Origin of the sequence: Vogesella mureinivorans, assembly GCF_007644035.1 — a bacterium.
In the GTDB taxonomy this organism is placed as follows: Bacteria; Pseudomonadota; Gammaproteobacteria; order Burkholderiales; family Chromobacteriaceae; genus Vogesella; species Vogesella mureinivorans.
This window is the reverse complement of record NZ_VMTV02000396.1, coordinates 1-295: the sequence shown is the minus strand read 5'-3', so window position 1 is coordinate 295 and position 295 is coordinate 1. Positions and strand designations below refer to the sequence as shown.

Below are 295 nucleotides of genomic sequence, written 5' to 3'. Positions count from 1 at the left end.
CTGCTGCGTCTCAAGTTCCAGATACGTCACTGTTATTGCAAGGCGATCGAGCCAAATTAAAATTAAACTTACCTGATTGTGATGAATAAAGCTAGATTCTTGCTCATGATGACTATGTGCATGTGTTGGACGTAACAAAGATTGAGTGATGTCTTCACAGACCGGAGCAATTTGATATTGTTCAGGCAAGAGCGGCTGTAAAAAAACCGCAAGCTGTAAAAATACTGTTGCAAATGCTAGCAACAAACCACTGCGTCTTAACACAATTGATTGCTCATATTGACAGAGATACGAA

At 40.0% G+C, this 295-nt stretch carries 1 protein-coding gene; it reads right to left on the bottom strand.

The features are described from left to right. Positions 1-243: hypothetical protein (locus FLQ44_RS24115; RefSeq protein WP_206208831.1), on the bottom strand; the 243-nt coding region annotated here is incomplete at its 3' end. Between the last annotated feature and the right edge of the window lie 52 nt (positions 244-295).